This window comes from Candidatus Latescibacter sp. IFSED24 (assembly GCF_058273205.1).
Map to the genome: position 1 here is coordinate 612,701 of NZ_CM177850.1, position 24,322 is coordinate 637,022.

Annotated in this window: 19 protein-coding genes and 3 tRNA genes; 15 read left to right on the forward strand and 7 right to left on the reverse strand. The window is 69.1% G+C overall.

What is annotated here, in order from left to right; all coding sequences use genetic code 11:
• Positions 1–63: 63 nt before the first annotated feature.
• Together IFSED24_RS02380 and IFSED24_RS02385 are read left to right on the forward strand one after the other, a co-directional pair.
• Positions 64–141 (forward strand) — tRNA-Asp (locus IFSED24_RS02380).
• 112 nt (positions 142–253) lie between these two features.
• Positions 254–1,984 (forward strand): dipeptidyl-peptidase 3 family protein, encoded by a 1,731-nt coding sequence (locus IFSED24_RS02385; RefSeq protein ID WP_491333628.1) that lies wholly within the window; start codon positions 254–256, stop codon positions 1,982–1,984.
• 48 nt (positions 1,985–2,032) lie between these two features.
• Here the strand turns inward: IFSED24_RS02385 and IFSED24_RS02390 are convergent, their stop codons facing one another.
• Positions 2,033–2,857 carry a lysophospholipid acyltransferase family protein gene (locus IFSED24_RS02390; protein ID WP_491333629.1) on the reverse strand — a complete coding sequence of 275 codons (825 nt, stop codon included), beginning with the start codon at positions 2,855–2,857 and terminating at the stop codon, positions 2,033–2,035.
• On the reverse strand, positions 2,854–4,080 hold the full coding sequence (locus IFSED24_RS02395) for a DUF5700 domain-containing putative Zn-dependent protease (RefSeq protein ID WP_491333630.1): 1,227 nt from the start codon (positions 4,078–4,080) through the stop codon (positions 2,854–2,856). Before IFSED24_RS02395 ends, IFSED24_RS02390 begins: the two co-directional genes overlap by 4 nt.
• Before the next feature lie 40 nt (positions 4,081–4,120).
• Here IFSED24_RS02395 and IFSED24_RS02400 point away from each other — a divergent pair, with 40 nt between their 5' ends.
• Entirely contained in the window at positions 4,121–4,798 is a 678-nt protein-coding gene (locus tag IFSED24_RS02400; RefSeq protein ID WP_491333631.1) for a radical SAM protein, read from the forward strand.
• The gene (gene queC / locus IFSED24_RS02405) at positions 4,798–5,493 is read left to right on the forward strand and encodes a 7-cyano-7-deazaguanine synthase QueC (protein ID WP_491333632.1); all 696 of its coding nucleotides are present in this window, start codon (positions 4,798–4,800) and stop codon (positions 5,491–5,493) included. Before IFSED24_RS02400 ends, queC begins: the two co-directional genes overlap by 1 nt.
• Here queC and IFSED24_RS02410 read toward each other — a convergent pair.
• Positions 5,463–6,410, reverse strand: coding sequence for a radical SAM/SPASM domain-containing protein (locus IFSED24_RS02410; protein WP_491333633.1), 948 nt, complete (start codon positions 6,408–6,410; stop codon positions 5,463–5,465). The two genes, queC and IFSED24_RS02410, sit on opposite strands and share 31 nt — an antisense overlap.
• A 122-nt stretch (positions 6,411–6,532) precedes the next feature.
• Here IFSED24_RS02410 and IFSED24_RS02415 point away from each other — a divergent pair, with 122 nt between their 5' ends.
• Positions 6,533–7,639, forward strand: a complete 1,107-nt coding sequence (locus tag IFSED24_RS02415) for a hypothetical protein (protein ID WP_491333634.1) — start codon at positions 6,533–6,535, stop codon at positions 7,637–7,639.
• A gap of 52 nt (positions 7,640–7,691) precedes the next feature.
• Here IFSED24_RS02415 and IFSED24_RS02420 read toward each other — a convergent pair whose 3' ends face one another.
• Together IFSED24_RS02420 and IFSED24_RS02425 are read right to left on the reverse strand one after the other, a co-directional pair.
• Positions 7,692–8,978: a 3-deoxy-D-manno-octulosonic acid transferase gene (locus tag IFSED24_RS02420; RefSeq protein WP_491333635.1), complete on the reverse strand. Its 1,287-nt coding sequence runs from the start codon at positions 8,976–8,978 to the stop codon at positions 7,692–7,694.
• Between the two features lie 2 nt (positions 8,979–8,980).
• Positions 8,981–9,979 carry a glycosyltransferase family 9 protein gene (locus tag IFSED24_RS02425; RefSeq protein WP_491333636.1) on the reverse strand — a complete coding sequence of 333 codons (999 nt, stop codon included), beginning with the start codon at positions 9,977–9,979 and terminating at the stop codon, positions 8,981–8,983.
• Positions 9,980–10,054: 75 nt separating this feature from the next.
• On the opposite strand from IFSED24_RS02425, the gene IFSED24_RS02430 reads away from it, so the two are divergent.
• The 4 genes from IFSED24_RS02430 to IFSED24_RS02445 are packed head-to-tail and all read left to right on the forward strand — an operon-like array spanning position 10,055 to position 14,158.
• Entirely contained in the window at positions 10,055–11,296 is a 1,242-nt protein-coding gene (locus tag IFSED24_RS02430; RefSeq protein ID WP_491333637.1) for a hemolysin family protein, read from the forward strand.
• Positions 11,293–12,297, forward strand: coding sequence for a CNNM domain-containing protein (locus IFSED24_RS02435; RefSeq protein ID WP_491333638.1), 1,005 nt, complete (start codon positions 11,293–11,295; stop codon positions 12,295–12,297). Before IFSED24_RS02430 ends, IFSED24_RS02435 begins: the two co-directional genes overlap by 4 nt.
• A complete protein-coding gene (locus IFSED24_RS02440) occupies positions 12,294–12,656 on the forward strand; it encodes a DUF1844 domain-containing protein (protein WP_491333639.1) in 363 nt (120 codons plus the stop codon). Before IFSED24_RS02435 ends, IFSED24_RS02440 begins: the two co-directional genes overlap by 4 nt.
• Positions 12,653–14,158 (forward strand): hypothetical protein, encoded by a 1,506-nt coding sequence (locus IFSED24_RS02445; RefSeq protein WP_491333640.1) that lies wholly within the window; start codon positions 12,653–12,655, stop codon positions 14,156–14,158. Before IFSED24_RS02440 ends, IFSED24_RS02445 begins: the two co-directional genes overlap by 4 nt.
• Positions 14,159–14,163: 5 nt before the next feature.
• Here IFSED24_RS02445 and mazG read toward each other — a convergent pair whose 3' ends face one another.
• On the reverse strand, positions 14,164–14,961 hold the full coding sequence (gene mazG, locus IFSED24_RS02450) for a nucleoside triphosphate pyrophosphohydrolase (protein ID WP_491333641.1): 798 nt from the start codon (positions 14,959–14,961) through the stop codon (positions 14,164–14,166).
• A 147-nt stretch (positions 14,962–15,108) separates the two neighbouring features.
• Here mazG and uvrA point away from each other — a divergent pair, with 147 nt between their 5' ends.
• The 6 genes from uvrA (at position 15,109) to IFSED24_RS02480 (ending at position 21,736) form a co-directional block, all read left to right on the forward strand.
• Positions 15,109–17,901, forward strand: coding sequence for an excinuclease ABC subunit UvrA (gene uvrA / locus IFSED24_RS02455; RefSeq protein ID WP_491333642.1), 2,793 nt, complete (start codon positions 15,109–15,111; stop codon positions 17,899–17,901).
• A 1-nt stretch (position 17,902) separates the two neighbouring features.
• Positions 17,903–18,880 (forward strand): UDP-glucose 4-epimerase GalE, encoded by a 978-nt coding sequence (galE, locus tag IFSED24_RS02460; RefSeq protein ID WP_491333643.1) that lies wholly within the window; start codon positions 17,903–17,905, stop codon positions 18,878–18,880.
• 143 nt (positions 18,881–19,023) lie between these two features.
• Positions 19,024–21,081 (forward strand): sensor histidine kinase, encoded by a 2,058-nt coding sequence (locus IFSED24_RS02465; protein ID WP_491333644.1) that lies wholly within the window; start codon positions 19,024–19,026, stop codon positions 21,079–21,081.
• Complete coding sequence (locus tag IFSED24_RS02470) at positions 21,081–21,485, forward strand: response regulator (RefSeq protein WP_491333645.1); 405 nt, start codon at positions 21,081–21,083, stop codon at positions 21,483–21,485. The genes IFSED24_RS02465 and IFSED24_RS02470 overlap by 1 nt, the downstream gene beginning before the upstream one ends.
• Before the next feature lie 83 nt (positions 21,486–21,568).
• Positions 21,569–21,644 (forward strand) — tRNA-Phe (locus tag IFSED24_RS02475).
• Positions 21,645–21,660: 16 nt separating this feature from the next.
• Positions 21,661–21,736: transfer RNA gene (locus tag IFSED24_RS02480), tRNA-Thr, on the forward strand.
• A 78-nt stretch (positions 21,737–21,814) separates the two neighbouring features.
• On the opposite strand, the gene IFSED24_RS02485 is transcribed toward IFSED24_RS02480, so the two are convergent.
• Positions 21,815–24,316, reverse strand: a complete 2,502-nt coding sequence (locus IFSED24_RS02485; RefSeq protein WP_491333646.1) for a FlgD immunoglobulin-like domain containing protein — start codon at positions 24,314–24,316, stop codon at positions 21,815–21,817.
• Between the last annotated feature and the right edge of the window lie 6 nt (positions 24,317–24,322).

Here is a 24,322-nt window from a genome sequence, read left to right on the forward strand (position 1 = left end):
GCGCGGTCACCATTTGACAGACCGCGTGGGGCGCGCTATATTGCCGCTCCTACGTTTCCTGGCGGGGGCGTAGTTCAGTTTGGTTAGAACGCCGGCCTGTCAAGCCGGAGGTCGCGAGTTCAAGTCTCGTCGCTCCCGCCACCTCCTTACACCGCCACCAGGCGGTTTTTTCATGCATATTGACCCGCGCCGGGCCATGCGTCACAGTACCCGCGAAGCAACCGATCCCTCCAACGCACACAAGGAGCCTCCCATGATGCGCACGTCCGTCCTCGTCCTGCTGACCGCGGCCGTCCTGCTGCTCGTCGGCTGTGGCGGCAACCAAGGAGTCGAACCGGTGAACCGATGGGTGGGCGAGGGATTCGCCGACAACGAATGCGACTGGCTGGGCGAGGCCCCGCTGGCGCCGCTGGCCGACCTGGCCGAGCGCACCGAGGCCTACGCCGTGGTCAAGGTGGCCCCCGACCTGTCGGGCCTCTCGGCGAGCCAGCGCGCGGTCCTTGACGAGCTGGTGGCCGCAGGCCGGATCATGAACGACCTGTTCCGCGTCCAGGCCACCCCGTGCTACGACGCCATGCACGATCGGGTCGCCGGCTACGACGGCCAGGGCGCCGCGGCGCTGCACCGGTACTTCGCCATCAACGCCGGCCCCTGGGACCGCCGCATGCACCACGAGGCCTTCGTCGGCGGCTGGGAGCATCCCGAGGGCGCCAACTTCTACCCGCGCGACCTGACCCGCGCCGACCGCGACCTCATCGCCGACCCGGCCGGCGGCTTCGACGGCCTGTTCACCATGGTCCGCCGCGACGCGGACGGCGAGCTGGCGGCCATCCCCTACAGCACGTTCTTCCGTCCCGGCCTCGAGCAGGCCGCCGCGCACCTGCGCCAGGCCGCCGCCCACACCGAGAACCCGAGCCTCGCCGCCTACCTCGAGGCCCGCGCCACCGCCTTCCTGAGCGACGACTACTTCGAGTCGGACATGCTCTGGATGGACGTCGACGCCCGGGTCGAGGCCACCATCGGCCCCTACGAGGTCTACGAGGATGGTCTCTTCGGCTACAAGGCTGCGTTCGAGGCGTTCATCACCGTGACCGACCCCGACGAGTCCGCGCGCCTGGCCCGCTTCAAGGACGACCTGCCCTGGCTCGAGGCCAACCTGCCCCTTGCCGACGAGCACAAGAACCTCGACCGCGGCAGCGAGTCGCCCATCCGCGTGGTCGACCTGGTCTACTCGGGCGGCGACACCCGCGCCGGGATCCAGACCATCGCCTTCAACCTGCCCAACGACGAGCGCGTGCGCGAGGCCAAGGGCAGCAAGAAGGTCATGCTGCGCAACATGATGGACGCCAAGTTCAACAAGATCCTGACCCCCATCGCCGAGACGCTGGTGGCCGATGACCAGCTCGGCCACCTCACCGCCGAGAGCTTTTTCCTGCACACGCTGTGGCACGAGATGAGCCACGGCCTGGGGCCGGGCAAACTGGTGCTCGACGGCCGCGAGACCGAGGTCCGGCTCGAGCTGAAGGACACCTACGCCACCATCGAGGAGGCGAAGGCCGACATCATGGGCGAATGGGATATCCTCAAGCTGCACGCCGACGGCCGCGACTACTTCCCCGCCGCCATCACCGAGCAGCAGCCCGTCACCTTCCTGGCCGGCCTGTTCCGCTCGGTGCGCTTCGGGATCAACGAGGCCCACGGCCAGGCCAACGCCATCCAGTTCAACTACCTGCTGGAGAAGGGCGCCATCGCCCACGATCCGGTCACCGGCAAGTTCCGCGTGAACTTCGAGCGGTTCCTGCCCACGGTGGAGCTGCTGCTCAACGAGTTGCTGGTGATGGAGGCCGAGGGCGACTACGCCGCGGCCCAGGCCCTGATCGCCGAGTATGCGCACATGCCGCCGGTGCTGGCCGACGCGCTGGCCAGGCTGGAGGCGATCCCGGTGGACATCCAGCCGGAGTTCGTGCACTACCCCGGGGACTAGGGGGCGAGCCAACCAGGGCGGAACCCGCGGGTTCCGCCCCTTTCCTTTTCACGCCACCTCGGCCCCCCACGCAACCAGTCGCGTCCGGATGAAATCCACCACCGCCTGGTGCTGCGCGCGCCCGTTCCCCTCGATGTCCAGCGGCTCCCCGAACTCGATGTGGATCTCCTGCTTGCGGTCGAGCGGACCGAAGTCCTTGAGCAGGCGGCCCGGCTGCCAGAAGTCGGTCTTGATGGCCACGGGCAGCGCCTGGACGCCGGCGCGTCCGGCGAGCTTGGTGCCCAGCGAGTTGAACTGGTCGGTCTGGAAGCGGAGGTGCCGGGTGGCCTGGGGGAAGACGATGACCGAGACGCCCTCCTGGAGCTTGCGCACTCCCTCGGTCATCACCGTCACCATGTCCTCGCGCGCGTTCTCGCGGGTGACGCAGATGGGGTCGCGCGAGCGCATGATCGGGCCGAAGAACGGCATGGTGGTCAGACTGCGCTTGACGATGAAGGTCACCGGCATGATGGGGGAGATGAGGCAGGGGAAGACCTGGGTCTCGGTGGTGCTCATGTGGTTGCTGATGAAGACCACGGGGCCGGCGGCGCGGCGGATGTTGTCGAGGCCGGCGATGTGGAAGCGGGCGCCGCAGCGCTCGAGGCTGCGCAGGATGTCGTACGAGGTCTGGGCCCAGGTGGCGTCGTCGTAGTGGTCCTGCAGTGCGTACGACCGCGACTGCAGGACGATCCGCGAGTGCAACAGGTAGAACCACAGCGAGCCGCCGAGGCAGAGGCGGTCCATGAGGTCGCGCGTGTTTTCGGCGGGCGTGTCGTAGCGGTCGCCCGGGAAGAATTCCTTGATGTCGCCACGGTCGCGGTTGCTCGGACTCACGGGAACGCCCTCCGCAGCTGCTCGTCGATCCACATGGCGTTGGCGGTGCTGAACGCGGGGGCGGCCTGGAGGTGCCACTCCAGCGAGCCCGTCGGGGCGGTGGGCTCCGCCGGCAGCTGCGCGCAGGCTTCCTGGTAGGCGGCGAAGAAGTCGGCCACCGTGTGCTGGGCTGCCTGGAGCGCCGGCACGCCGAGCTGATCGACGATGACGCGGGCCATGTACCAGCCCGTGGGCTGCCAGCTCTGCGCGCCCACGAAGAGGCGGTAGAGGGCGCGCCAGTCCTCGTCGGTGGGATCGGTCTTCTGGAGCACGCGGGTCAGGCTCCGGTCGAGGGAGCGGAGGGTCCGTTCGGCCTGGCCGCAGAGTTCGTCGGGAACGGCGGCCGAGGGTCCCAGGATGGGATGGCGCGGGTCGAACGTGATGCGCTCGAATTCATCGATGAAGGTGGGGACGGCCTCGTTGCGCACGATGCGGAGGCTGTTCAGGAGGATGTCGGGGCCATGGGCCTCGTTGGGGGCCAGGCCGGGGATCAGCGCCCGGTCGCGGTAGAGCATGGTGGCCAGGAAGCGCACCAGCTGCTCGCGGCCCGCGGCGAAGGCCAGGCTGCCGTCGACCATGAAGTGATCCTCGTAGAGGCGGATCTCGGGGTTGCCGGCGAGGAAGTCGATCCGCAGCGTGTCGGGGAGCTGATCGGGCGGGAGCCAGCCTTCCAGGTGTGCGCCGATGCCGCACGCGGACTCCTCGGCGATGAACCGGGCCACGAAGGCCTCCACCTCGGAGCGCAGGTCCAGGTTCACCTCGTAATTGCGGACCATGTCCACGCGGTAGGACTTGTCGCGCAGCCGGGGCGGCAGCTTGTTCCGGCCGACCTGGGCGATGAAGATGTTGCGCGCCAGGTTGATGTCCGAGGGGACGCTGACCTCGAAGCTGCGGCGCCAGCGCTCCCAGACCGGATCCGCGGTGAGGGCCACGATGTCGTCGAGGGAGGGAGCCTCCCCCGCCGTGACGCGGTCGGCCAGCGAGTAGAAATCGTTCAGGGCATGGTCGGTCACCACCAGGGCGCAGTTCTTCGCCAGGTAGGTGTGCCCGGCCTCGTCGGCGACGGGCTGGCTGTCACCGCCGCCGCCGCAGGCGGCCAGCAGGGAGGCGGCGGCCATCAGGGCCAGGATCGCCGCCCGCCGGGTGTGATTGTGCCCACGCGTCCGTCGGGTTATCTTCGTCACGCTAGCTCTGCTCCTGGTTGCGGATCCGGAGGATCCATCCATGCTGCTGGTCCGGGAAATATACCCTGCGTTGATGGGAGAGTCACGTCATAGCGGCTGGCCCTGCGTCATCGTCCGTCTGACGGGCTGCCACCGCCGCTGTGTGTACTGCGATACCGCGTATGCGTTCCAGGGTGGCGAGCGGATGAGCACCGACGAGGTCCTGGCGCGCGTCCGCGAGCTGGGGCAGCCCATGCTCCTGCTGACCGGCGGCGAGCCGCTCCTGCAGCGCGACGCCCACCCTCTGATGACCGGTGCCCTCGCGGCCGGATTGGCCGTGGTGCTCGAGACCAGCGGCACCGTGGGCGCGGCCATCGCGCTGGCCGAAGTGCCGGCCGCAGTCTGCCGCGTGGTCGACGTCAAGACCCCGGGCAGCGGCATCGCGGCCGACCAGATCGACTGGGACGGGCTGGCGGCGCTCGGACCCGAGGACGAGGTCAAGATCGTGATCACCGACCACGCCGACTACGCCTGGGCCCGCGAGCTTGTCACCGCCGGCCTCGCCGTGAGCGGTCGCCTGCGCCGACTGCCGCGCGGCGTCCCGGTGACGATGTCGCCCGGCTGGGGCGCGCTCCAACCGCGCGATCTCGCCGCCTGGATCCTGCACGACCGCCTGCCGGTCCGCTTTCAAATCCAGCTCCACAAGGTGGTCTGGCCCGAGGCCGAGGGAGGTGTCTGATGCGTGATCTCGCCGTGGTGCTCGCCAGCGGCGGCCTCGACAGCTGCGTGTGCGTGGCCGAGGCGGCCCGGGCCTACGACCTGGCCCTGCTCCACGTGAACTACGGCCAGCGCACCCAGGATCGCGAACTGCGATCCTTCACGGCCATTGCCGACCACTACGAGGTTCCGGCGGAGCGCCGCCTGGTCTGCGACCTCGACCATCTCGCCCGCATCGGCGGCTCGAGCCTCCTGGATCCCCAGGCGGAGGTGGAGACCGGCCTGCCCGCCGCCGGCGCGGCCATCCCCTCGACCTACGTCCCGTTCCGCAACGCCCACATCCTCTGCATCGCCACGAGCTGGGCCGAGGTCCTGGGCGCCCGTGCGCTGTTCATCGGGGCGGTGGAAGAGGACGGCTCGGGCTATCCCGACTGCCGCGAGGCGTTCTTCCGCGCCTTCGGCCAGGCCATCGCCGCGGGCACGCGCCCCGACACGCACCTCGTCCTCGCGACCCCGCTGATCCACCTGGACAAGGCGGCCATCGTGCGGCGCGGCCTGGCCCTGGCGGCGCCGCTGCAGCTCACCTGGAGCTGCTACGTCGCCGAGGACCGGGCGTGCGGCGAGTGCGAGAGCTGCCGGCTCCGGTTGCGGGGCTTCGCGGCGGCGGGCATCCCCGACCCCATCGTCTACCGCACCGAGAATCGCGAGAAATCGTAGTTCTTGTAGGCGTTGCACCGCGAGCAGAGGTGGATGAGGTCGCGCCGCCCGTCGTCCAGCAGCGCGCGCAGGTGATTGACCGCGTGGCCGGTCCAGATCTCCTCGATGGTCTGCTCGTGGACGTTGCCGATCACCGCGCGCTCGTGCACGTCCCAGCAGCACATGGTCACGTTGCCGTTGGCGTAGACGAACAGCTCGTCGAGGACCTTCAGGCACGGCTTCTTGACCACGTCGTGGGGCTGCTGGCCGGTCCAGGGCCACTGGTAGAGTTCGGTGATCACCACGTCGCTGCACTGCGGCGACCAGAACGCCCGGTAGTCCTCGATCTCGTGCTCGTTCTCGGGGACGCGGATGGCCCGGACCTCGGTGAAGACGCCCCGCTCCTCGTACCCCTCCTCGCGCCAGATCTTCAGGAACGCGGGCACGCGCTCGTAGACGCGGTCGTAGCTCACGCCGACGCGGCTCGGCTCGTAGGTCTCGCGCGAAAGCCCATCCACCGAGAAGCGGATGATGTCGACCCCGGCGGCGAGGATGGCGCGCGCGGTCTTCTCGGTCATCAGCTCGCCGTTGGAGTTGTACTCGACCTTGGCGGTGGGGTCGTGCTCCTTGATGTAGCGGCAGATCTCGGGCTGGCGCACGTCCACGAACGGCTCGTTGGTCAGGAAGGGGCGGTAGGTCAGGCCCCAGCCGCGGGTCTGGTCGACCACGGCCTGCCAGGTGCGGTCGGGCATCTTGGGCACGCCGCGATCCAGCTCGTTCTGCGGGCAGAACGGGCAGGCGGCGTTGCACTTGGTCACGGTCTCGAGCTGGATGTAGCGCGGCCGCTCGGCGTAGGGCATGCGCCAGCGGGCGCCGGCATCCTCGCGGCTGGGCAGGTTGGGGGCGAGGTCGGTACGGTCGGCCTGATGGGGGCGCATGGCGGTCCTTTCCCGTTGGGCGTGAGCCGGCAAGATAGGAGCAGGCGGGCGGCGTAGCCAGTTCAGAGGCCTAGTTATTCCGCTTAGAATGTTGCCGGCTCCTATCTTGCAGTTTCCTCTGCATGGAAAATCACGATCTGTACAATCCCGCGTGGGTCCCACCCCACTGCCCCTCGCGCAAGTGCCACTTCCACAACCCCTTGAACAAAGGATGGCGCTGGAAACGCTCCGGCTACTACCGGCGAAAGGTGCCCCCAAACCGTATCCGCAGGTTCCGCTGCAAAGCCTGCGGCGTCACCTTCAGTTCACAGACCTTCAGCACCACCTACTGGCTCAAGCGGCCCGACATCCTCGACCAACTGCCCACCAAGGTCACCGGCGGCGCCTGCAACAGCCAGATCGCCTTCGACCTCGGCGTTGCGCCCTCGACCATCGACCGCCAGATCTACCGTCTCGGTCGGCATGCCCTGCTCTTCCACACCCGGATGATGCAGAACAGGCCTGTCTTCAAGGACCTGGCCATCGACGGCTTCGTTTCCTTCGAGCACAGCCAGTTCCACCCGTTCCATTTCCACGTCGCCGTGGACAGGGAGACCGCCTTCTTCCCCTACTTCACCGACAGCGAGGTACGCCGGTCGGGCACGATGACCCCGAAGCAGAAGGAGCGGCGCGCCGTCTACGAGCAGGTCCGCGGCAGGCCAGACCCGCAGGCCGTGCGTAAGGACATGCAGGAGCTGCTGGAATACCTGACCGAGGGCGCGAGTGCGATGACCATCCACAGCGACGAGCACAAGGCATATCCCAGGGCGTTGCGGGCTCTTAGCTGCCGGATCCGCCATATCGTGACCAGTTCGAAGGAGGTCCGCAACCGGATCAACAAGCTGTTCGAGATCAACCTGCTGGATCTGCTGATCCGCCATGGTGAGGCGGAGCACAAGCGGGAGACGATCGCTTACACGAAGCGTCGGAACAGTGCGGCTTACAAGCTGGCGATCTTCCTGGTGGTGAAGAACTACGTGAAGACGAAGCGGGTGCGGGGTTGTGGGCAGACGCCGGCGCAGCTGCTAGGTGTGTGTCGTCGACGGTTGACGGTGGGGGAGGTGTTGGGCAGGCGATTATTCGTGGATCAGGTGGGGTTGCCGGTGCGGTGGCGGCGGTACTACTGGCAGGAGGTGGTGACGCGGGCGCTGAAGATCAACAGGCGGCATGACTTGACGTACGCGGTGTGAAGTGGTTGCCGCGAATTCACTTGGGAGGTGGGAACATTCTTCGCGGAATAACTTAGAGGGTGAGCGCCGGGGCTAGCACCGCCAGGCTCTTGCGCGTGGCGCCGCGCTGGGCCAGCACCACCTGGCGGGCGGCTTCTCCGGTGCGGCGCAGGAGTTCCGGGTCGTCCAGGAGACGGTTGGCACAGGCCAGGGCCTGACCGGGCTCCGCGCAGACGAACCCCGCCCGCTCGCGCACCAGTACACCGGCCTCCTCGGCGTTCTGGATCCGGGGGCCGAAGAGCACGGGCAGGCTGGCGATGGCCGGCTCCATGGTGTTGTGCACGCCGGTGGTGAAGCTGCCGCCCACGTAGGCCAGATGGCCCGCGCGATAGATCTCGGCGAGCACGCCCACCGAGTCCACCAGCACAACCCGGGCCCGGCCGATCTCGCCGTCGAGCAGGGCCGACAGGCGGATGGAGGCCGTCTGTCGGGAGTCCAGGTCGGCCTCGATGGCGGCCAGTCGTTCGGGGAGTGGTTCGTGGGGGCAGAGCACCACGCGCAGGTCGGGCTGGCGCGCGAACAGATCGGACAGCACGGGCAGCCAGAGCTGCTCGTCGGGCGGCCAGGTCGAGCCCAGCACCAGGAGGCGACCGCCCACCGCGCGCAGGCGTTCGCTCACTGCGCCGCCCCGGCTCTGCTCGTAGCGCACGATGACCTGTTCGACCCGGGTGTCGCCGGTCACCGAGACCGGCGCCCGCACGCCCAGGTCCTCCGTGAAGCGGCGGCGGTCCTCCTCGGTGCTCACGCCCAGGTGGGTGAAGCGGTCGAACACGTCGCGATAGAGCGCCTTGCCCGGCCAGCGCAGGCGCTCCGAGCCGGGGGCCAGCGATCCGGCCATGAGGAAGGTGGGGACCTCGGCGTGCTGTGCGGCCAGCACGAGGTTGGGCCAGACGTCGAACTTCACGAACACCAGCGCGCGGGGCTGCCAGGCGGCCACCAGGCGCGTCATGTCGCGGGGGCGGTCGAGGGGGAGATAGTCGTGGAGGTCGGCCACCGGCTTCCGGCGGGCGAACTGGTAGCCCGAAGGCGAGAAGTGGGTGACCGCCACTGGGGGCGCCGCCGGTCCCAGCTCGGCGCGGACGGCGTCGATGATGGGGATGCCCTGGAGGAACTCGCCCACGCTCGAGGCGTGGACCCAGAGGCAGCCGGCGAGCTGCGGGGCGGCGGCGAGCAGGCGGTCCATGACGCCGCGGCGGCCGTCGAGGCTCTCCTGGAGCTTGGGCACCAGTGGCCGCGAGAGCGGCGCCAGCGCGGCGAGCGCGGGCGAGAGCGCGCGGTAGAGTCCGAGGGCGAGGCCCAAGATCAGTACTCCTTCCAGGGCCCGTGGGTGGCCACGGCGGCCAGGACGCGGTCGGGGTCGAGGCGCTCGAGGCAGGCCAGGTCGCCGCGGTGGCAGGGACGCTTGCCGTTGCGTGAGCAGGGGCGGCAGTCCAGACCCTGCTCCTCCAGAAGCACGCTGCCGGGCAGGTGCGGGGCATAGCCGAAGGCCTGGACCGTGGGGCCGAACAGCGCCGTGACCGGCGTACCCACCGCTTCGGCCAGGTGCAGCAGGCCGCTGTCGTTGCACACCAGCAGGCGGCAATCAGCCAGCGCGGCGGCCACCGCGGTCAGTGGGCGGTCGCGGACGATCTCCACGCCCGCGGTCCGGGCCAGCTCCGCCGCCAGCTCGCTGCCCGTGAACCAGGCCGCCTCGCGCGGGCCGAGGAACACCCGGATGGGCGCCGGGTGGCCGGCCCGGAAGCGCCGGACCAGGCTGACCCAGTGCGCCGTGGGCCAGCGCTTGGGTTCCCACTGGGCGCCGGGGGCGAGGCCGAGAACCGCCGGGCGGGGGTTCGCCGCCGCCAGGGTGGCCAGGGGCGGTCGGGGTTCGAGGCCCGTGAGGCCGGCCCGGTCGAGGACTGCGTCGAGGCGCTGGCGCATGTGTTGCGCCAGCGCGGGATCGGCCTGGCCACCGCGGAGCAGGCGCAGGCGGGCCACGGTGTCCTTGGCCAGGGTGGCGTCGGCACGGCGCCGCATGAGGAACACGAGCAGGCCGCTGCGAATCACCCGGTGGAGGTCCAGAACCAGGTCCCAGCGCCGCGAGCGGAGCCGGGCGGCGAGCCGCCGCAGGTCGGCCAGGCTCCCGGGTTCGGGCAGCGCCATGACCTCGTCGACCCCCTCGAAGCGCGCGGCGAGGTCGGCGAAGCGGGCCTTGGTCACCAGCGTGACGCGCACGGGGGCATCGGCGAGGCGGGACAGGGTCCAGCCCGCGAGGCAGAGGTCGCCGAGGGCGCCGAAGCGGATGACGAGGATTTCTTGCATGGCCAAGCGATGCTAGGCCTTGGCTTGCGAGGCGTCAAGGAACCGGCTATGCTCCGTCCACCGCGGAGGCCCTGCTTGGATATCCTGCTCCTGACCGTCCTGTTGCTCCTGTCAGCCGCCTTCTCCAGCTCGGAGACGGCGTTCTTCTCGTTGACCGCCCTCGAGCGCAACGCCCTGGCCACCGGCAACGCGGCGGCCCGCCGGGCGGCCCAGCTGGTCGACCGCCCCAACGACCTGCTCTCGTCGATCCTGCTCGGCAACCTGGTGGTGAACATCGCCACCGGCGCGGTCACGACCAGCGTCTGCCTGCGCCACTTCGGCCCGTCGGGGCTCGTGGTGGCGGTGCCGGCGGCCACGATCCTGCTCCTGTTGATCGGCGAGATCACGCCCAAGCTGGTTGCGCTGCGCGGCCGGCGCCGCCTCGCGCTGGTGATGCAGGCGCCGCTGCGCGCCTGGGTGTCGCTGGTGGGGCCCATGGTCCGCCTCCTGACCCGCTCGCTGGAGCATCTGCTGGGCCGGCTGCCCTGGGAGCGCACCGGCAGCCGCCCCTTCACCACCGCCGACCTGCAGACCGCCTGCGACCTCGCCGCGCGCGACGGGCTGCTCACCGAGACCGAGGGCAACTTCCTGGCGCGCCTGCTGCAGCTCTCCGAGCTTGAGGTCCAGCACGTCATGACCCCGCGGCCCGACGTGGTCACCCTCCAGCGCGACTGGGATCGAGACCGGCTGCTGGCCACCATCCGGCAGGCCGGCTACAACCGCTTCCCCGTGGTGGAGACGCCCGGCGCCATGCCGCTCGGCCTCTTCCACACCAAGGATCTTCTGGCCAGCCGCGAGCGGCAGCCGCTGCGCCGGGATCTGCGCCCGCTGCTCTACGTGCCCGAGACCAAGGACGTGGCGGCGGTACTGGTGGAGATGCGCGCGGGTGCCGGCCACCTCGCCGCCGTGATCGACGAGCACGGCGACTTCACCGGCATCGTCACCCTGGCCGACTGTCTGCAGGCGCTCATCGGCCGCGTGGGCGACCCGGGCACCGGCCGCGGCGGCGGTACGGTGATCCTGGGCCCGGGCCACTACGCCATCGACGGCGGTCTGGACCTGCGCCAGCTCCACGAGGAGACGGGGCTCTCGCTGCCGCCGTCGCGCGACTACGTCACGGTGGCCGGCTTCGTCATGGCTCGTCTGGGGCGCATCCCGCGGTCCGGCGACGTGCTGTCGGTGCCGGGCGCCACGATCACGGTGCTGGCCATGGACGGCAACCGGGTCCTCACCCTGGGCGTGGACCTCGCGGCCCGCGGCGCGGAGGAACCGTCATGAGCGGCGACCTTGCCCTCGTCCTGCTCGTGACCGCCGTGGTGGGCTCGGCATTCTTCTCGGGCTGCGAGACCGGCCTGATGGCGGTCAGCCGGGTCCGCCTGCAGCGGCGCCACCAGGCGGGCGACCACCGCGTCACCGGGTTGAGCCGTCTGCGCGAGAACCTCGATGACGCCATCTTGACCTGCCTGCTGGGCACCAACCTGAGCAACGTCATGGCGAGCGCGGTGGCCACGGTGCTGCTGGTGGAGGTGCTGGGCCGGCGCGGCGAAGGGGTGGCCGTGCTGTCGGTCTCGGTGGTGCTGGCGATCTTCGGCGAGATCGTGCCCAAGATCCTCTACCGCGAATACCCCGAACGGCTGATGTTGCCCTCGTTGCCGCCGCTGCGCGCCTTCCAGTTCGCCGTCTGGCCGGTGCGCTGGTTGCTGGGACATTACGCCGCGCTCCTGCAGCGCCTGCAGCGTGACGATTCGGGCCAGGCGCCCGGTCTCGATGCCGGCGCCCTGGCCATGCTGCTGTCCACCAACGCGGAGGACGCCCGTGATCGCCGGTTCCGCCTGACCATGGGCCGCTTCCTGCGCCTGAGCAACCGGCGCGTGTCCGACCTCATGCGCCCGCTGGCCAGCGTGCGGTCGGTGCCCAGCGGCGTGACCATGGCCGACGCCTTGACCGCGGCGGCAAGCAGCGGCTTCAGCCGCCTGCCGGTGCAGGGAACCGGGGGCGACCTGGAGGGTTACCTGCTGGCGCGCGACCTGCTCCTGGCCGAGGCGACGGCCGCGGCCGACGAGCCCGTGCCGGTGGACCTGATCCGGGCGCTGCTTCTGGTGGACGCGAGCCTCTCGCCGTACGAACTTTTCGAGGAACTGCACGCGCGCCGCGCCCAGCTCGCCGCCGTGGTCGACCGCGACGGCCGGGCGCTGGGCATCGTCACGCTGGAGGACCTCATCGAGAAGGTCACCGGCGCCATCGCCGACGAGTTCGATCAACCGGAGGAGATCAGATGAGCGATCAGATCGGCAAGCACGACAGCGTCCTGTTGTCGCTGGTCATGAGCCTGCAGCACTCGGCCATGATCCAGCTGGGCAAGGTCACCAGTTCGGCCACGGGCGAACTGGCCCGGGATCTGGAGGGCGCCCGCCAGACCATCGACCTCCTGGAGATGCTCAAGGTCAAGTGCCGCACCGACACGCCCGCGCCGCTCCTGCAGATCCTCGACCAGTCGGTCATGGACCTGCAGATGAACTACCTGGACGAGGTCAAGAAGGACCAGGCCTCGACCGCGGACGGTGACCAGGCCGAGCCGGCCGGGGACCAGAACGAGGAAGAGGACGCGACCGGGCCCACCACGGACGACGACGCGTGAGGATGCTCCGTCCGCTGATCCTCCTGTTCCTGGTCGCCGCCTCCGCGAGCGCGACGCCCGGTCTGCAGGGCGTCCATCAGGATTCGCCCCGCCTGACCTGGCTGACCCCGGGCTTCCTGCCGCCCGACGGCCTGCTCACCGTGGGCTTCCGCGGCGGCACCACCAGCGTGGGTTACAACCCCACGGGCAGCCCCGCCAACTACCGTGTCCTGCAGACCGGCCTGTTCGCCGACTGGACACCCATGCCGGGGCTGGCGCTGTCGTGGTCCCAGTCGCTGCGGATGTGGTCCAACTACCAGGCACCGGGCGCCAAGGCCAGCGGGTCCGGCCTCGCCGACGGCCAGTGGCGCGTGGCGGCGGCGGCACCCTGGCTGCCGGATTGGCTGGGCCTCACTGGCTGGGGCGGCGGCAACATCCCGCTGGGTGCCGAGGCCACCGGCGAGGGCGCCTTCTCGCCGGAAGTGGGCCTCACCCTGGGTCTGTCGCTCTGGCGCGAGAGCCAGCTACCCGAGCTGCGGCTGCACGCCACCCTCGGGACCCGGTTCAACGGCAACGAGGCGGCGGGCTACGGCGCCCAGGACTACGCCGACCCTACCGTGTCCCAGCCCCAGCCCTGGTTCCCCCAGTATCCCGACGCCGCCAGCAGCGGCGGCGACCGCAACAACGATTTCCTGATCTGGGGCCTGGGGGTGGAATTCCGCAACGGCACCACCGCGCTCTGGCTCGAGTACACCGAGTATTCGCTGTGGAAGGCCGCGCAGGTCTATCCGCGCGAGGACCAGAAGATCCTGGCCGCGGGTCTCCGCTGGGGCCTGGAGGAGGGCTGGGCGCTCCACGCCGACTACCAGGTGGGCTACCACAAGGACGAGCTGTACTTCACCGACTGGTATCCTCGGCTGCCGATCCAGGGCTACGCCCTGGCAGTATCGCGCCAGTTCTCCTTCGGCGGCCGCGATCGCGACGGCGACGGCGTCCTCGACCGCCGCGACCGCTGTCCCGGCGAGGCCGAGGACCACGACGGGTTCGAGGACGAGGACGGCTGTCCCGAGGACGACAACGACCAGGACGGCATCCCCGACGACTACGACGATGCGCCCCTGGACCCCGAGGACTACGACGGCTTCCAGGATAACGATGGCAAGCCCGATCCCGACAACGACCGCGACGGGATCCCCGACCTCTACGACCTCTGTCCCGACGAGCCCGAGGATTACGACGGCTACCAGGACACCGACGGCTGTCCCGAGGAGCTGCAGGATCGCGATCGCGACGGCATCCCCGACGAGGACGACCTCTGTCCCGACAGCCCCGAGGACATCGACGGCTTCCAGGACCAGGACGGCTGTCCCGATCCCGACAACGACCTCGACGGCATCGACGACCGCCTCGACGCCTGCCCCGACCAGGCCGAGGACTACGACGGCGATCGGGACCAGGACGGCTGTCCGGACCTGACGCCCGAGCAGGAGGCGGCGCGGCAGGCGGCGAAGCAGGGGAACTGACCCGGCTACTCGGCGCGCTCGCGCGCCTTGGCCTGCTGCCAGGCGTCCTCCAGGCCGTCGAGCCCAGCGTCCTGCATGGCCTGGCGGTCGTTGCCGAACAGGGCCTCCACGTGGTGGAAGCGGCCACGGAACCGCGCGTTGGCCTTGCGCAGCGCGATGTCGGGGTGCACGCCCAGCTTGCGCGCCAGGTTGGCCCAGGCGAAGAGCACGTCGCCCAGCTCGTGCTCCAGGGCGTCGTGGTCGCCCGCGGTGGCGGCCTCGCGCAGCTCGGCCTCCTCCTCGCGCAGCTTGTCCCAGACGCCGTCGATGGTGGGCCAGTCGAATCCCACGCGCGCGGCGTCCTTCTGGTACCGGTACGCCTGGTTCAGCGGCGGCTGGCTCGCCGGCAGGTCCTTGAGGATGGATTCCCGGTCGGGATCCAGGCCCCGGCCCCGCTTCTCCTCGGCCTTGATCTGGTTCCAGCGCTCCTGGCTCTCCTGGACATCGTCGGCGGTGTGCTCGCCGAAGACGTGGGGATGGCGGCGGATGAGCTTCTCGTTGCCCTGGCGGGCCACCTGGTCGAGGTCGGTGGGCAGGTCCTCGCTCAGGATGCGGGTGACGAAGCAGACCATGAACAGCAGGTCGCCCAGCTCCTCGCGCACGTGTTCGCGGTCGCCGGCCAGCGCCGCCTCGAGGACCTCGGCGGCCTCGTCCTGGAGGTGGTGCGCCGCCGAGGCCAGGGTCTGCTTGCGGTCCCAGGGGCAGCCGCCGGGGGAGCGCAGGGTGTCGATGGTGGCGAGGAGGGCCTGGACGTGGGGGAGCATGGACGACCTCGGGGTGTGGGGAAGGGGCACGGACTCGGTCGGAACAAGGTAATGCCTCGCAGGCCAAAGCCTCAACTTTCCCCCGCCCGCGTTCCCTGTTATCCTGTTCCGTTCGGGTAGCAGCCACCGCCAGCAACGAGGCCACGGATGGACGACTGGATCCGCATCAAGGGCGCACGCCAGCACAATCTCAAGAATGTGGACGTGGACATCCCCCGCAACCGGCTCACCTGCGTGAGCGGTCTGTCGGGCAGCGGCAAGTCGTCGCTGGTGTTCGACACGCTCTACGCCGAGGGGCAGCGCTGCTACGTCGAGTCGCTGTCCACGTACGCGCGGCAGTTCCTGGCGCGCCTGCCCAAGCCCGACGTCGACTGGATCGACGGCATCTCGCCGGCCATCGCCATCGAGCAGCGCAACGCCGTCACCAGCGGCCGGTCCACCGTGGGGACGGTGACCGAGATCAACGACTACCTGCGCGTGCTCTTCGCGCGCACGGGCAAGATCGTCTGCCACAACGACGGCGAGACGGTGACGCGCGAGACCCCCGAGACCGTCTGGAAGCAGGTGCGGCAGCAGTGGGAGGATGGGGCGCCGGTGCTGGTGGGGTATCCCCAGGAAGCCACGGGCCAGGCGGGCTGGACCGAGTCGCTGCTGGCCCAGGGCTTCCAGCGCGCGGTGATCGACGGGCAGGTGGTCCGGCTCGAGGAGGCGGCGGCGGGCGCGGTGGCCGCGCCCCCCAAGGATGCGACCTTCGTGGTGGTGGTCGACCGGCTGAAGCTGGCGGCGCGGGCGCGGGCGCGCTTCGTGGAGGCGGTGGAGCTGGCGCTGCGGCAGTCGGGCGGCTGGGTCACCGTCCAGCACCACGAGACCGGCGAGAGCCAGGAGTTCTCGAGCAAGCTGGTGTGCAACGCCTGCGGCACGGTCTATCCCGAACTGTCGCCGCGGCTGTTCAGCTTCAACTCGCCCGAAGGCGCGTGTCCCGCGTGCCGCGGCTTCGGCAACAAGCTCGAGTTCGACGAGGCGCGCATCGTGCCCGATCCGCAGCTCACGCTGCGCGGCGGGGCGATCAAGCCGTGGAGCACCGAGAGCTTCGCGCGCCAGCTGTCGGGCCTGTTCCGGTTCTGCACCCGCCAAAAGATCCCCATGGACAAGCCGTGGCAGAAGCTGACCCGCGCGCAGCAGCTGCAGGTGCTGGAGTCGACCGACCGCGCCTACACCGGGATCATCCCCTACCTCGAGCAGATGCGCGCCGAGATGAAGAAGGCTCATCACCGCTTCTTCACGCGCCGCTACATGAGCGACACCGAGTGCCGCACCTGCCGCGGTTCGCGCCTGCGGCCCGAGGCGCTGGCGGTGAAGCTGGGCGGGCTGGATCTGGGGCAGCTGGGGCAGATGGCCGTCAGCGACGCGCTCCGGAAGGTCGCCGGGCTGCGCCTCTCCAAGCACAACCGCGCCATCGCCGGCGAGGTCCTCGACGAGGTGATCTCGCGGCTGAGCTTCCTCGAACGGGTCGGCCTGGGCTACCTCACGCTCGACCGCCTCACGCGCACCCTCTCGGGAGGCGAGGCGCAGCGCATCCACCTGGCCAACAGCCTGGGCTCGCGCCTGGTGGACACGCTCTACGTCCTCGACGAGCCCACCTGCGGCCTGCACGCCGCCGACTGCCAGCGCCTCATCGCCACGCTCGAGGATCTGGTCGAGGGCGGCAACACGGTGGTGGTGGTGGAGCACGATCTCGACGTCCTGCGCCGCGCCGAGCATTTCGTCGAACTGGGTCCGGGCGCGGGCCACGACGGCGGCCACGTGGTCTACCAGGGCGCCCTGGCGCCGCTGCTGGAGAGCGGCGAGACCATCACCGCGCGCTACCTCAACGGCTCCATCGACCCCACGCGCAAGCGTCAGCCGCGCCATGGCCGCGTCCCCGAAATCACGGTCAAGGGGGCCCGACTGCACAACCTGCGCGATCTCGACGTGAAGGTTCCGCTCCAGCGCTTCACTGCGCTCACCGGCGTCTCGGGTTCGGGCAAGAGCAGCCTGATGAACGGCTGCCTCCACGACGGGCTCACCGGGCAGGTGCTCGGCGGTCCCGGCCGCGCCCATCCGTTCACCGCGATCCAGGGCGGACACGCCGTGGGCAAGGTGATCCGGGTCGACCAGACGCCCATCGGCAAGACCAGCCGTTCCAATCCCGCCACCTACCTGCAGATCCTCGCCGCAGTGCGCGACCTCTTCGCCGGCACCAAGGAGGCGCTGGTCCGCGGCTACCCCGCCGGCCGTTTCAGCTTCAACACCGCCGGCGGCCGCTGCCCGGCCTGCCAGGGGCTGGGATTCCACCGGGTCGAGATGCAGTTCATGGCCGACATCGAGGTCCCGTGCGAGGATTGCGGCGGCCGGCGCTTCAACCCGCAGACCCTGGAGATCCGCTACCGCGGCCTGAACATCGCCGAGGTCCTGGAAATGACCGTGGCCGAGGCGCTGCAGTTCTTCGGTGGCCAGGCCACCATCACCGACAAGCTCTGGCTGCTCAAGAAGGTGGGCCTGGGCTATCTCAAGCTCGGCCAGCCGGCGCCGACCCTCTCGGGGGGAGAGAGTCAGCGCCTGAAGGTGGCGCGCGAGCTGGTCATGCCCTCGGGCAAGCGGAACCTCTACCTCCTCGACGAGCCCACCACCGGCCTGCACGCCGACGACGTCCAGGCCCTGGTGGCGGTGCTGCACGAGCTGGTCGACCGCGACCACACCGTGCTGGTGATCGAGCACAACCTGGACCTCATCGCCCAGGCCGACTGGATCGTCGACCTGGGCCCCGGCGGCGGCGATGCCGGCGGGCGGCTGGTGACCCAGGGCACGCCCCGCGAGGTGGCGGCCTGCACCACCAGCCTCACCGGTCGTTACCTGAACGAGAGGCTGGCCGCGGTGCGGCAGGCCCACGGAGGGAACTAGCATGCGGATCCTCGTCACCGGCGGCGCCGGGTACATCGGCAGCGTCACGGCGGCCCTGCTGCGCGATCAGGACCACACCGTGGAGATCCTCGACGACCTCTCCACCGGCCACCGTGAGGCCGTGCCCGCGGGCACCCTCCTGCACGAGGGGAGCCTCCACGACCCCGCCGTGCTCGACACGGTCTTCCACCGCCCGTTCGACGCCGTGGTCCACTTCGCGGCATTCAGCCTGGTGGGCGAATCGGTGCGCGACCCGCTCAAGTACTTCCGCAACAACGTGGGTGGGACCCTCTCCCTCATCGACCGCGTGGCCCGCGGCGGCGCCGGCCGCTTCGTCTTCTCGTCCACGGCGGCGGTCTACGGCGAACCCGCAGAGGTGCCCATCACCGAGGACGCCGCGCTCAGTCCGGTCAATCCCTACGGCCACACCAAGCTGGCCATGGAGTGGGCCCTGGCCGATGCCGCCCAGGCCGCCGGATTCGCCGCTGTGGCGCTGCGCTACTTCAACGCAGCCGGCGCCTGGGAAGGCCATGGCGAGGACCACGATCCCGAGACGCACCTCATTCCGCGCCTGTTGCGCTCGCTGCTGGTGCCGGGGGAAACATTTGCCGTGTTCGGCGACGATTACGCCACGCCCGACGGCACCTGCATCCGCGATTACATCCACGTGCGCGACCTCGCCGAGGCCCATGCCCTGGCCCTGGCCTGGGCTCAGGATCCGGGCTTCACGGCCATGAACCTGGGCACCGGCCACGGTCATTCGGTCCACGAGATCGTCGAGGCGGCCGCCCGGGTCACCGGCCGCGAGGTGGCGCCCCCGGTGCAGCCCCGGCGCCCTGGCGATCCGGCGCGCCTGGTGGCGGCCAACGACCGCGCCCGCAGCCTGCTGGGCTGGCGCCCGGTGCGCAGCGGCGTGGATTCGCTTCTCGCTGACGCCTGGGCCTGGCACCACGAGCATCCCCACGGCTACGCCCGCTGACCGGGGCGCTCTTCCTGGCACAACCGTTGCAACTTCCCTGGTGGGTCGCCCGCACCGGCACCCACCAGGAAACGTAAGTTGTTGGCAGCCAGGCCGCTGGGGAGCGGAGGGGGAACATGGCGGCACCAACCGGAGAGCAAAATATGCCGACCACGCTGGCCCGTCTGTTCGCTCGCGGTCGTTCCTCCCAACGGGACGATCGGGCCTATGGACTGCGCCTGGCGGCCGGTCTGCTGGAGAGCCGCCAGCCGCGACGGGTCCTCGAGGCCGCCTGCCGGCTGGCCCGGAGGACCGCGCCCTGCGACCTGGCCCTGGTGGCGGCCTGGCCCCTGGACGGGGCGGCCTCGACGAACCTCGAACTGATCGCCGGCCGCGTGCCGGGTGGTCAGGAGCGGGCGTTGCTGGAGGCCCTGGCCGGGCGGCACAGCCCGGTCCAGGATCTGCTCGGGCAGCCGCGCTGGATCCATCTCGACGCCGATCCTTTCCAGCCCGGAACACCGCTGCTGCGGCGCTTCGACCTGAAGTGGGCGCTGGCGCTGCCCTTCCTCGCCGAGATCGACGACCAGCCGCGTTCCTGCGTGGTCCTGCTCGCGGGCCGTCGCCCCGAGATGGAACCGGGCCACGCGCTGATCCGCGACGCCCGGCTGGTCTGGCTGGCGGTGCGCAGCCGACTGGTCAACGCGCCCGACGCCGACGCCTCCGCGGCCACGATCTGGCCCGATCAGGCCGGCTGGGAGGCGGCGCCGGCGGCGCTGGCCCTGGTGTCCCACGACCGGGTGCTGGCCGTCAACCAGAAGGCGCAGGCCCTCCTCGAGACCAGCATCGGTCGGGATGGCCAGCACTGGGAACCCTGGCTCCTGGGGGCGGTGCAGCGACTGGACCTGGCGGGCCAGGAGCGCGAGATCCTCACGGCCTCGCAGAGCAAGGGCCGCCGTCTGGAGGTGACCCTGGCCGCCGAGGCGGGTCCCCGGCAGCCACGGCTGGTCTGCTTGCACGAGGTGTCCACCGCCGACCACGACGAGGCCGAGCACGAGGCCACCATGCGCGTGCTGGGACATGAATTGAGGACCCCGCTGACGGCCATGCGCACGAGTCTGGACCTGGTCCTGCGTGGCGACACGGGGCCGCTCACCGACGACCAGCAACGCTTCCTGGGCACGGCCAGGCGCAACCTGGATCGATTGAACCGGCTGCTCAGCGACCTGCTCGACGCCAAGCGCGCCGAGGCCGGGCGGCTGGCCATCAATCCCGAAACCGTGGATCTGGGCGCTCTCTTGCGCGACGACCTGCAGATGTTCGCGGTGTCCTGTCGCGAGAAGGGGATCAGCCTGGATTACGACGGTGTGCCCGAGAGCTTCCGGGCGTGCATCGACGCCGACAAGGTCCAGCAGATGCTCCACAACCTGGCCAGCAACGCCATCAAGTACACCGCCGAAGGCGGCCTGGTGCGCGTCTGGCTGCAGGACCGCCCCGAGCGCACGCCGGGCACCGGGGCCCGGCTGGCCCGGCGTTTCGACCTGCCGCTCGACGTGTTCACCCTGGTGGTCGAGGACAGCGGCATGGGCATGAGCGAGGAGTTCCTCGAGCACCTGTTCCAGCCGTTCCACCGCGACAACCGCGTGGAGACCCGCCGGTTGCCGGGAGCGGGACTGGGGCTGCACATCACCAAGGGGCTGGCCGAGGCCCACGGCGGCGAGATCCGCCTGACCAGCCAGCCTGGTCAGGGCACCTCGGCCTGGCTGGTGCTGCCCCGCGAGCCCGGCAGCGGCCACGTGCTCTCGGCGGGCCGGCAGCTCGACCAGCTCCGCGAAGCAGCCCAGATGGTCGGCCTGGACGCCGCCGCGGTGGTGCTGGACATCCGCCATCACCTGTCCCGGGCGCATCCCTGGGAAGTGGAATCGGCCGGCGAACAGGGGCAAAGGTTCCTGTCCGACCTGGCCCGTAGCAGCCGGCAGGCCGAGGCCAGCCGCGTCCAGCGCGCGGCCGGCCAGATCTGCTGGCAACTGGCCGCCGGCCTCTGGGTCGGCCTGGCCCTCGATCCCGACCGTCTGGCGCCCGCCTGGCAGGTGGCCGCCGCGGCTCCGGAGAGTTCACCCCTGCTGGTCGGTACGAGCTGGCAGGTCCTGGAAGACAGCGCGTCCGCGGTCGACAGCGAGGCGACCACGCGGACGGGCAGCACCCCCGTCACTGGAGGACCGTGATGGACAAGGCCCTGCGGGTCCTGGTCGTGGACGACGAGCAGGACATCCTGGAGACCCTGGACTACAGCCTGGCGTTGCGCGGCTTCGACGTGGTCACCGCCAGCGACGGTCTGGAAGCGCTGGAGGTGGCCAAGCGGGTCCGGCCCGACGTCATGCTCCTGGACGTCATGCTGCCCGGCTGCAACGGCTACGAGGTGAGCCGCCTGCTGAAGGAGTGGATCGACCACGACCCGCACGCGCGGGCGTTCCCGGTGATCCTGCTCACCGCGCGCAAGGTGGACTCGGCGGAGCGCGAGCGCTTCATCGCCACCTGGTCGCGGGCCGACCGGACGCTCTACAAGCCCTTCGACATCGACGACGTCATCGGGCATATCGAGGAGTTGGCCGGGGCCGTTGTGGCCTGAGATTTCCGGCGGCCCCGAACTTGACAATCGCGGGTGGGGGATGTTTAATTGCCCGTCCCGGCCGGAGATCCGGCCGCTCTGGTGCCTAGGTAGCTCAGCTGGTAGAGCACCGCACTGAAAATGCGGGTGTCGGTGGTTCAACTCCGCCCCTAGGCACCACCCTCAAATTTCCGGAGCTGGTGTAGCTCAGCTGGTAGAGCAGCTCACTCGTAATGAGCAGGTCTGGGGTTCGAGTCCCCACACCAGCTCCAGCTCTCTCGCGAACCTTTCGAATCCTCCTCAGCGCCGGTTGCTTCAACCGCAAGGTTGCGTTCGGGTCATTCGGGACATCACTTGGCGAGAATGACCTTTTGCGCCACATGGTTCTCACCCATGCTGATTCGTACGAAATAGACTCCTGAGGAGACGACTCGCCCACTCTCGTCCCGACCGTCCCAGAACAGTGAATGGGACCCGGCAGGGTACTGCTCCACGTCGAAGATTTCTCGAACTCGCTTCCCCTCGACATCAAAGATCGAGATTGTGAGCGGCCCTGACTGCGATTGTGTCCAGGCTATCGACACGTTCGCGTTGAACGGATTGGGATAGGTGCTGGCGACCAGAGCGGACGTTGCCGAACTGCCACGTGTGACCGTGTGGTTCGCGATTAGGTTCTGCTCTCCGGCAACGGTCCGCAGGTACAGGCTGTATTCGATCATCCCGGCTGTTCGCGCTCTCGGGGATTCGTCCAGCGCCAGGTACTCACTGTCATCTATGCCCTGTACCGGAATGGACCAGGAGGCGTTGCTCTGCGAGCCAGTCAAGGCGAAATCCAGGCAATGGCTCTCAATGGCGCTGAACCAGCTGATGGCGATACCATTTGAGACCGGAGATGCGTTGAAAGAAGTCACGGTGACCGGAACGGTACCGGTGCACTGGGTCGGGGCGAGGTGCATCCCGAACACGCCGTCAGCGATGAAGAGCCAGTCCTCGGTGACATGGACACCCAGGCATTCGTCGGTCCAGTTGAAGACCCGGTGGGGATTTAGGCAGCCCAGCAGCGTTGGCTGTGTCGGCAGGGAGACGTCGATGACTGTGGCCCCGCGCCGTCCGGCAGCCAGGTAGGCGATCCCTTCGCGTACGGCGATACCTTGATTGAATCCCAGACAATCCAGGGATCCCAGGATCGTGGGCTGGAATGGATCATCGAAACCCACGATGAGTAACCCCGAGCCGTTTGCGATATAAGCGATTCCCTCCCCCAGAGCCACGTCGAACAGGGTTCCAGGGCAATCGAGAGTGGCCTGGAGATGTGGTGTGGTCGGATCAGAGGTGTCGATCACGAGTAGCCGATCATCCTCCGTGAGGGCGAGGGCGTTCGTGCCATCCCAGGCGATGTCGACCACGTCATGTGCCAGGTCCAGGCTGCTGACCACCTCGGGCATGGGCCCAACGAGGGCATCGATGATCTGGATGCCGGCTATGCCTTCGGCCACGATCACGTACGATTCCCAGGCCGCCAGCGCTCTGGCGGGACCTTCGGTGACGACTCCGCCATTGCTGATCGGCTGCGCCGGATCGGAGACATCGAGGCGCACCACGCCACCAACACCACATGCCAGGAGCGCCCGGTCGCCGATGAGAGCGACATCCTGCACTTCATGCTCCCAGCTCCACTGGCCGATGGCCTCGGGTTGTTCGGGATTGGTGTGGCTGAGTACCTGCAGGCCGCCAACTCCAGCGGCGATATAGGCATGGTTGGCGGCGGCGGCCATCCGAAGTGCCGTTCCAGGTAGCTCGAGCGAACCGGCGACTGGCGCGCCATGCGAGTTGCCGAGTTGAAAAACCGTCAACTTGCCGGGACCATCGGCAAGGAAGGCGTAACCGCCATCGAGAGCCAAATCGTAAGAATAGGCATTGTATGTCGGACAGTGGCCACTGACCGTGGGGTCTTGCGGGTCGGCGATGTCGAAGACGATGAGACCGTTTTCGAAAATGGCGGCATAGACGAAGTGATCACGGCTCGTCACGCCTCTGACGTCGAAGTACTCCGTCTCGGCGATCAGTAGCGGCAGCGCAGGATCGGTGATGTCGACCACGGCCAAGGTCCCGCCGCCGATGTATACGTGATCGTTCACCACCGTCATATCGACGCCGCTGACGGAATCCAGCACGCCGATGACCGAGGGCTCTTGCGGGTCACTGACATCCAGAATGCTCAAGCCAGAGTGGCCACAGATCAGGACCGAACCCGAGCTTGTCAGGGCCAGGCCACGGGTGCCGGTATCGATGGCGGCCGAGGCCACCAGGATCGGCGCCGTCGGCTGTGAGACATCGACGATGAACAGCACATCCTCGCTGCAGGTCACGTAGGCTAGTCCATCCTCGACGAGGACATCTCTAGCCTCGCCGGTTACGGGAACCGACGCCAGGATCTGCATGGCGCTCGGATCGGAGACATCCAGGATCTGGAGGCCACCAACACCGTCGGCGACGAAAGCGTGGTCCCCGACGACGTCGATCGCCATGCTGAAATCGCTAACCAACCCTCCGGGTGTCTCCAGGACACCGACGACAAGCGGCTGCTGGGGACTGCTGATATCGACGGCCACGATCCAGGAGCTGTATGGCCAGAGACTCCAGTCCAGGGCGGCGATGAACGCATGTTGTCCCTCGATATCGATATCACCGAAGTAATCCGCCTCCGGCGTGTCGATAGACGTGGCAATCTGTTGGAGATACTCGGGGTACTCGATGCAATCGGCGTCCGCCGGCGAGCTGAAGGTCAGGAATGCCAGCAATAGAACGGGAATGAAATAGAAGCTCGACGAGCGTGGGGACCGCGTCGACATGGCACA